Source organism: Wolbachia endosymbiont of Drosophila seguyi, from assembly GCF_028981765.1.
Classification (GTDB): domain Bacteria; phylum Pseudomonadota; class Alphaproteobacteria; order Rickettsiales; family Anaplasmataceae; genus Wolbachia; species Wolbachia pipientis.
Genome location: NZ_JAPQLM010000181.1, coordinates 1 through 8739, shown reverse-complemented (window position 1 = coordinate 8739; position 8739 = coordinate 1). Strand labels below are relative to the sequence as shown.

The window sequence follows — 8739 nt, the reverse complement described above, 5'->3', positions numbered from 1 at the left end:
TACATTAATAGTTCTTAAATATTTAGTACTGTAGAATTAAATTATTAAGTTTTATGAAGGAAGTAAAAATGGTGGAAAGCTTTTCAGGTAACAACAAAGGCAGTAATTTTATTGAGGAGGCAAAAATAATGGAAAATTTTTCAGATAATAACGGAAACGGTAGCTCAATCTTCCAAGGAAAAATCAGGGAGCAAGATTTCTCTGCAGAGCAGAAGCTAAATGAACTAAAAGCAGCCATAGAGGAGCTTACCAGACAAGATTTGCTCAGGAGGCTCGAGTGTGAGCGTCAGGCTTCTAGTTGTATCGATGAAATATCATCTCAAGCAGAGCTACATATCGGAGAAGGTGATGATGAGGATTACTTCACTGGTGAAAAAGGAAGAGTACTCGGAGATTTCTGGAATTTCTTTGAATCTCTCTTCAACCTTTTTGAAGTAGATGTAGATGATCCGAAAATCTACCAAATGCTCAAGGAGAAGAAAGAAAAAAACCTGATTGCTGCGATAGTGAAGTTTTTGCGTGATAAGCTTAAGGAGTTAATCAAGAAGATTTTTGCACGCGATTTAAGTTTCAATCAGAAGTTGGACAAAGAGATAAAAGAATTGCAGGAAAAATTAGGCAGTGGTGAGTTATCAGAAGAAGAGTTTGCAAGGGCGTTAGAAAGATTAACTGCATTGCAAGATCTGAAACTCAGGTTACAAATGGCCGTTGTCGGATGGATTGTTACAATGTTCGCAGAGATGTTTGGAGTTGAGTTGGCGGCTGCGGTAGAGGCATCTACAGAAAAAGAAGATAAAAAAGCAGAAAAAGAAGATAAAAAAGCAGAAAAAACATCATTAGAAGCAACTAAAGAAGTTTGCGAAGACGTAGAAATGAAAGTGGATGAAGGAGAAAAACCTAAAGTGCCAGTTTTCCTTTTTGAAATTTCACCAGGATTTGTAAGACCGGTTGTTCTGAGCAAACCAGAACTTGAAATTGCGTCAGATCCTTTGAAACATCTATTGCGTCTTGCTGAGCTTGAAAGAAAATATCATGAAAATTCACAAAAACCAGAAAAAGTGAATGAAGAGAAAAAAGCGAAACCTGAACCGAAGAAAGAGGTGTGTCCACCGAAACTTCCAGACAAGAAGCCTGTGGCAAGTGGGATAAAAATTAATTTTAATAAAATAAAGAATATTGGTTTCCGAGAAAGGGATGCGAATACTAGTGTTAATGGAAGAGGAACCACGCCACCCACTAATGGACAAGGAAACAAGCTTGATAATGGGAAGAAAAACGAGTCTGCTAGTTATGCAGCAAGCCGTCTGAATGGTAATGTTAATAAGAAAGAAGCGGATAACCTTTACACCGAACTTGCAAAAGAACTTGCCAATTTTAAAATAGGTGTTTGGAATGGTGCTGAGAATGAAGGTTCTGTGAATGATGCTCAATCACCAAGAGGATTGACTAATGATGTAAAAGTTGAGAAATGTGTAGAAGGTCAATCAGTAGGAAAGACATAATCGTGAAGGTAGTTAGATCCCAGTGTCTGGGCACTGGGATGACACCCTCTTGGATGGAAACCAGCGTCAGCTACTTGGATGACGCCTCACCATGTCATTCCAGTGCGTGACGCTGGAATCCAGGAGTATAAAAATGACGAATAAAATTTATACTAAAAAATATAAAAAAAGTGCTTGCACTACAATTTATTTTTAGTATACTAATTACATAATATTTTTACTTAGGGGTCAATATGTATAGTAATAATGATAAAAAAGATAGCGATAAAGGGTTTACTCCAAGCAGCAGGTATGAAAAGTATAGCGGTTCTAATCCGGTAATGCTTGAGGCACGTGAAAGACAGAGACGTGAAAGTAGCAAGCCTGGCTCGCAAATGGAGAGTAGTAGCTCTACTAGTGCTGGCAGTAGTAAAGGTAAAAGTAAGTAATGTTGTTTCATCACAATTTTAGTAGGGGGAGTTATGGGTAATTCTACAAAAGAGCTAGTTAACGCATTTAACTTAAATAATTATGGTATTGATAAGGTCAATACTAATTTTACTGTAGAAGGTAAAAAGATTGTTGGTTTATTTGCCAGTGGTACTAATACAAAAGAATATCTGCGAAGAATAGGAGAGGAGATAATAAAGCAGCACTACAGTGATGGAACTGAGTTAGCAAGTGAATATTATAACTTAAACTATTTTCCATTTGTTCTAGATGCTAATCCTGATAAAGAGGATTTAGGTAATGGCATAGTGAAAGTAAAGCTTGCAGATTCTACAGATAATGGAGTAATTCGTAACTTGAAGGTTCATTTTGCTAATGAGTTTGAGGGGGCTGTGAGATCTAAAGTGGCTGCACTTCTACAAGAATTAGTAGGAATAACGAAGGAACAAGCATATGAATGGGTCAATGGAATTGTTGGAACAGGAGCGATAGGTAGTCCTTATCTATACTGTATAGCTTTTAGCAACGAGTACCTCGAAAAAAGGTATAATTCGAGGATTTTTGAGCTATTGAAGAGTCTTTATATCAGTGAATTTAACTCAAGATTAGAGGCGTGTGGTCTTAAGAGTTCAGGCTTTTATGAATATAAAGATGGTATGTTATACATTAAAAATGTGAGTGATAAGGTAGTCAGGAGTGTAACAGAATATGTTAAAGGGCGAGTAGCGCTTGATTTTAGAACTCCAGGCAGCGTAGAGTCTAAAGTTGAAAATTGTAAAAATGTTTTGAGTGAACTAATTCTTAAAGCGACAGGAAAGTTTGTTGACGGGTATGATTATGATGACTTTACAAACAAAAACAAAATAAAGAATGGGCATAGTTTTGCTCTTATACCTTTTATAGAAGAGAATGGTCAGTTGAAATCTTTAAGTTCTAGGGATGCATCAAAGATTAATGGAGGAATATTTAATGGTTTTCATTGTATAAGTGATATTAGAGGCAAAACTGCAAATCCACAATTTGCTAATTGTAAAGAGCCAGTTTATGCTTTCTCTAATAAGCAGATTGCTCAGTTACTTCCTAAAATTATGGGGTCTCCAATTGCATATAATCAAATAAACGGACGTTTTGAATTTGCAGTTGATCTTGAGAATTTTAAGAGACGTAGCTCGAGTCGATCCTCCTCAACGGTAACTTCTCCACTCAATTCTCCTACACATGCAGAGCCACCAAGAACACCGCTTGAACAAACTGGGGCTAGGTTTTTTGAATCTAGAGGAGACAGAGATAGTGGTCTTGGTGATTCACCTCCACAACTTAAGGATTCTGGTTCTTCAAGTGGTGGTCCAAGTTCTGGCTTAACTGAATTGTCATCACCGACACAGAAGTTTCCCAAGCGAAGTCGTGGTGAAGGGTTAGAGAGGCCTCCCAGGCAGGGATCAGAAAGAGAGGAAGGAAAAGGGGGGCTGTTTCAGTTGGTGCCGGGGGAAATAGATTCAAGTCAATCCACTGGTGATCAATCACAGCTATCTTTGAATAGATCATCATCGATTTCTTCTCCTATAGCATGGGATGATTCAACATTCTTAAATCCTGAGGTTTCTAATGAGGAACCTAAAAAACAGCAAGTTACTAAGGAAAAGGAAGAAGAAAAGTTGTTTAAAGCATTGCTTTATTGGTTTAACTTAAATAATTATGTTTTGGATCCTCCTCATACTAACTTTATTGTAAAAAATGGGAAGATTGCTAGTTTAATTGATGATAGTGTTGATGTAAAAGAGTATTTAGAGGAGACAATAGATAAAACGAAAGAAGAGTATCGTGTCAATAAGGAAGAAGCCTATGATCTCAATGAGTTTCCATTTCAATTTCTTTCTAATTGTGAGAAAAACCAAGAAACAACAGTTGTTGCTAATATAAGTCGTGGTGCCTTACTTAACTTAAAAGAACTTTTTAGTCGGGAGCGTGAGGGAAAAGTAGAAATAAAAGATATCGACATTAACATCGTCGAAAAGGCAGTGAAATCTGAAAAGGACAAATGGGTAAATTTTCAGGTGCAAGAACATGGGTTATCCCCTAAAAAAGCAATTAAAACCTGTTATCCCGATGAAAGCGTATTAGAATATATTTCAATTACAAAAGACAAAGGTGGATACTGGATTAACCGTGATTATGATGGTTGGGAAGTAGAGTCGTTTAGGAAAGAGCAATGGCCTGCTAAAGGTACGTCAAAAGCTGAAAAGATGAAGTCCGAAGATAATAAAGACGGCGGTATCTCTTCAGCGGAGGCGACTGATGCTGAAAACGTAAGCTCTAAAGCTGAGGCAACAACAAGTGGTTATGAGTCTATGGATTGTGAGAATACTAGAGGAGGATCGCCAAAACGTACTCTAGAGTTGAGTGTGGGAATGGAAGAATTGACAATATCCACAGACCTGTATGCCACTAAGGCCGAGCAGCACTATCCCATAAAAAAATTTAGAAGCAATTGATCTAATCCACCGCTCTCAGCCACCTAAGCGTTTTATTAGGGTTAGGGTAAAGTCCCTGACCCTAAAGGCACTGGTGTTAGTTTTTCTCATCCATTGCAGATATTGCGCGGTACTAAATGTTTAAAAAGTATTAATATAAAGATATCAATAAAATTATTTACATTTTTATACTATGCACATTACATCATGTGTTATTTAACCTTACAATAATTTTTTTATTCTTGCTGCTTCTTCAAATTCTAAATTTTCAGCATGCTCTATCATTTGCTTTCTCAAATCATCCTTATTAGTATTTACTTTCGGTTCTGCTATTGCCCTCTCCTGTAAGGTGTTTGATATAGGTTTTATTATAGTCTTTGGGACAATATTGTGCAATATATTATGTTCTTCTTGTTTTTTTCTTCTTCTTTCGGTCTCTCTTAATGCACGGTCCAGAGAACCAGTGATTTTATCTGCATACAAAATTACTCTACCTTCAGCATTACGCGCAGCACGACCAATCGTTTGAATTAATGAAGTTTCCGATCGCAAAAATCCTTCTTTATCAGCATCCAAAATTGCAACCAACCCACACTCTGGAATATCAAGACCTTCCCTCAGCAAGTTAACACCTACTAAAACATCGATTTCTTTAGATCTCAATTTGTATATAATTTCTATTCTCTCCAGCGCAGCAATATCAGAATGCAAATAACTCACTCTCATATTCATCTCACTCATATATTCAGCTAAATTTTCAGCCATTTTTTTCGTCAATGTAGTGATTAAAACACAAAATCCCCTCCCTATTGTCACTTGTGCCTCATGAATTACATCATCAATTTGACTCTCTATTGGTTTTACAATGCAGATTGGGTCCGTAAGCCCTGTTGGACGGATAACTTGCTCTATAAATACATTACTGGTCTTTGCCAACTCATACTTTCCGGGAGTGGCTGAAATGTAAACAGTCTGCGGCCTAACTCCCTCCCACTCTTCAAATTTTAATGGACGATTATCAAAAGCGGAAGGGAGCCTGAAGCCATAGTCAATCAATTTCTTTTTACGCGCCTCATTACCACTGTACATCGCACCAACCTGAGGAACGGTGACATGACTCTCATCAACAAATAAAATTACGTCTTTAGGTAAATATTCAAACAAAGTAGGTGGTGGATCCCCAGCTTCCATTCCATAGAGATAACGCGAATAATTTTCAATACCTTTACATATTCCTGTTGTTCTCATCATTTCGATATCAAAATTAGTGCGTTGCTCGAGGCGCTTTGCTTCAATAATCTTGTTTTGCGAGTAGTAATAATCCAAGCGTTCATGCAGCTCTTTTTTGACTAGTTCAATTGCCTGCAACAAAGCCTCACGCGGGGTTATGTAATAGCTATTTGGAAAAATGGTGATTTTATTTACGCCTTTGGTAACATTGCCCGTTATAGCATCAACTTCAGAAATTTCTTCTATTTCATCGCCAAATAACGATAAACGCCAAGCTTTATTTTCATAATGGGAAGGAAATATATCAACAATATCGCCGCGCACTCTGAAATATCCTCTCTCAAACCTGGCATCAGAGCGCTTGTATTGAAGATCAGTTAAGTTGCTCAGGAAATCATTAATACGAATTTTATTTCCAACACTAAGCAGTATGATCATGCTGCGGTAGCTCTCAGGCGAACCAAGACCGTATATGCAGGAAACACTGGCAACTACGATCGTATCCCTGCGCTCCAAAAGGGAGCAGACGGTGGAATAACGCAGCATCTCAATTCTTTCGTTAATTGCAGAATCTTTTTCGATATAAGTATCAGTTTGTGGTAAATAGGCTTCAGGTTGATAATAATCATAATAAGAAATGAAGTATTCAACAGCATTATGGGGAAACAATCCTTTCATTTCCTCATAAAGCTGTGCTGCTAAAGTTTTATTGTGTGCCATAATTAATGCAGGCCTGTTTGTCCTTGCAATAACATTTGCCATAGTAAAAGTTTTCCCAGAACCAGTAACTCCAAGCAAAACTTGGTCTCTTTTATTGCTATTTAGCCCCGCAATTAAACTATCGATTGCCTGCGGTTGATCTCCAGCAGGTTGAAAATGTGTAGTGATTTGAAATTTCATAGACTTTACTTACTATCTTTGATTCATTGCATAGTGAACACTATATTGCTTTTAAGATAAGTTGTATAGCTATCGTAAAGCCATAAAACATTAACCAACAATGTCATGCAAGTAGCTGACACTGGAATCTTGTTTCAATGTTAAACAAAATACCATAGAATTCAAGAAGACAATTCCTAAAAAATCCCTACATCCAAAAAAAGGCAAAATGCTGCTTGAATAAGCTAAATTTTTTTAGATGCAAAAACAATAAAACATAGTTGATACTAAATTATAGTACTCCTATGACAACGTTACAAAAATTAAGGAAATGGATAGCTCTGATCAATTGGAATAGTATTTTCAGGTACCGGTGGTCAATATGACATTTTTAAAATAAAGATTTAGAACCTGTTTAAAATCTTCTCAATAGAAGAGAAATGAAGGAAAGAACGACCATTTGTAGGCTAGTGTTAAGTTTTCGCTCGCAATTTTTCCACAATCGTCTGCATTTTTCTAACCAAGCGAAAGATCGCTCTATAACCCATCTTTGTGGCAATACAGCAAAGGAATGTAATTCACTTCGTTTTATTACTTCTACAGTTGCTCCAATAATCGTTTTTATTTGAGTTGCAAAATTTTCTCCTGTATAACCTGCATCGACCAGTATATTTTTAACTTCCGAGAGGTTTTCTTTTGCGCTTTCAACCATTCTCACAGCACTGCTAACCCCAGTTGTAAATTAGAAAAAATAGAAAAGGTAAGGAAATAGGGTAAACTCCGAGGTATTTGATATTCATTCCTAAAATAGGAGGTTACCAATGAAAGAGAAAGTAACAGAAATCTTTTGTATAGTCGATGATTTTTGCAATACAGTCGATGAAAATTTTGCAGAAAAACTTCTACCAAGTGGCAAAAAACCAACCAGGACGCCAGAGATTACGCATTCAGAGATTTTTACCATAATATTGCTATATCAAGTGCGACAATTTTAAAATTTTCTATGTGCATTATTTGAAATTATTATACGAATCAGCGTTTCCAAAATTGCCATCCTATAGTAGGTTTATCAGGCTAAAATCGCAGGTTTTATGGTATTTAGCGCTCTTAATGCAATGGTTTTGCGAACAGTCAAAAGTGACAGGGATTTCGTACATAATCTATCGCTGTTTGCCATCCAAAAAGGACCTCGAGAAACAAAGTTTTCAAAGGGTTGGCAAAGATTGGAAAGACTACTTATGGGTGGTTTTTCGGTACATCTAGTAATCAACGAAACTGGCGAAATTCAAGGGGTTACGGTGACAAAAGGCAACGTTGATACCTGTGCCAAATTTAACTCAGAAATTGACTGGATTATTGTTTAGAGATAAAGGATATATCAAAAAAGATCTTTTTCACGAATTATTCGATAGAGGGTTAAAGCTTGTAACCAGTATAAAAAGGGTATGAAAAACTCATTAATGGTGCTAAATGAGAAGATTTTGTTAAGAAAAAGATCGATTATTGAGACAGTTTTTGGCTCTCTGAAAAACAAATTTGAGATTGAGCATACTCGCCACAGATCACCGATAAATTTTTTGGTACACATTTTTTCTACGCTTGTTTCATATTCCATGCAGCCGCTGCATTTCTAAGCTTTACTTCGTTGGCTAATCCGCAACTGGGGTATATAGGGTTGACACCAAGGCAATATTCTTCTGGAAAAGTTGATCGGCATGGCAGCATATCAAAGATGGGACCAGCGGAATGTAGAAGTATGTTATATGAAGCTGCACAAACAATGCTTACAGTTACCAAGAGGACATTTAAATTAAAAAACTGGGGTTGCGAAGAAAAAAGGAATGAAAAAAGCAATTGTAGCAGTAGCAAGAAAATTAGCTGTAATTATGCATAGGATGTTGGTTGATAAAACAGAATTTTATTATCAATAAACATCAAAAGAGCATAGGACAATAATTTTATTGAAAATAAAGATAGCAATGCCGATGGAAGGGACAAGCAAGAACTTAGTTAGACTTCGTGGTAAACATGTTGCCGTCCACTTCCGCCTAACAAGTATAATGCGGCTTGACAAATTTATTGTCATCTCAGACCGCGGAGAGAACCATATGCTACTTTTAACTTATGTAAAATTACCAAGGATTATGGAGAAGATATGCTGTTTTGATTTGTGTGAAAATTATTGTTGACTTATGTGCAATTAGAGAACCTAAGTCACTTTAGCTATA

General features: G+C 36.7%; 5 protein-coding genes and 2 pseudogenes. 5 read left to right on the top strand and 2 right to left on the bottom strand.

Annotated features, from left to right (window positions below; genetic code table 11):
* Positions 1–68 precede the first annotated feature (68 nt).
* The 3 genes from OZD62_RS04820 to OZD62_RS04810 all read left to right on the top strand — a co-directional run bounded on the left by OZD62_RS04820 (position 69) and on the right by OZD62_RS04810 (position 4423).
* A complete protein-coding gene (locus OZD62_RS04820) occupies positions 69–1502 on the top strand; it encodes a hypothetical protein (protein WP_458695162.1) in 1434 nt (477 codons plus the stop codon).
* 233 nt (positions 1503–1735) lie between these two features.
* Positions 1736–1930: a hypothetical protein gene (locus tag OZD62_RS04815; protein WP_010962871.1), complete on the top strand. Its 195-nt coding sequence runs from the start codon at positions 1736–1738 to the stop codon at positions 1928–1930.
* A gap of 33 nt (positions 1931–1963) precedes the next feature.
* Positions 1964–4423, top strand: coding sequence for a hypothetical protein (locus OZD62_RS04810; protein ID WP_275019544.1), 2460 nt, complete (start codon positions 1964–1966; stop codon positions 4421–4423).
* Between the two features lie 201 nt (positions 4424–4624).
* Here OZD62_RS04810 and uvrB read toward each other — a convergent pair whose 3' ends face one another.
* Both uvrB and OZD62_RS04800 read right to left on the bottom strand, forming a co-directional pair.
* The gene (uvrB, locus tag OZD62_RS04805; RefSeq protein ID WP_275019543.1) at positions 4625–6532 is read right to left on the bottom strand and encodes an excinuclease ABC subunit UvrB; all 1908 of its coding nucleotides are present in this window, start codon (positions 6530–6532) and stop codon (positions 4625–4627) included.
* A 394-nt stretch (positions 6533–6926) separates the two neighbouring features.
* A pseudogene (locus tag OZD62_RS04800) lies at positions 6927–7247 on the bottom strand (transposase); the annotation flags it as partial.
* A gap of 85 nt (positions 7248–7332) precedes the next feature.
* Between OZD62_RS04800 and OZD62_RS04795 the strand changes: the two are divergent.
* A pseudogene (locus OZD62_RS04795) lies at positions 7333–8164 on the top strand (IS982 family transposase).
* Positions 8157–8405: an IS110 family transposase gene (locus OZD62_RS04790; RefSeq protein ID WP_049749685.1), complete on the top strand. Its 249-nt coding sequence runs from the start codon at positions 8157–8159 to the stop codon at positions 8403–8405. Before OZD62_RS04795 ends, OZD62_RS04790 begins: the two are co-directional and overlap by 8 nt.
* Positions 8406–8739: the final 334 nt, after the last annotated feature.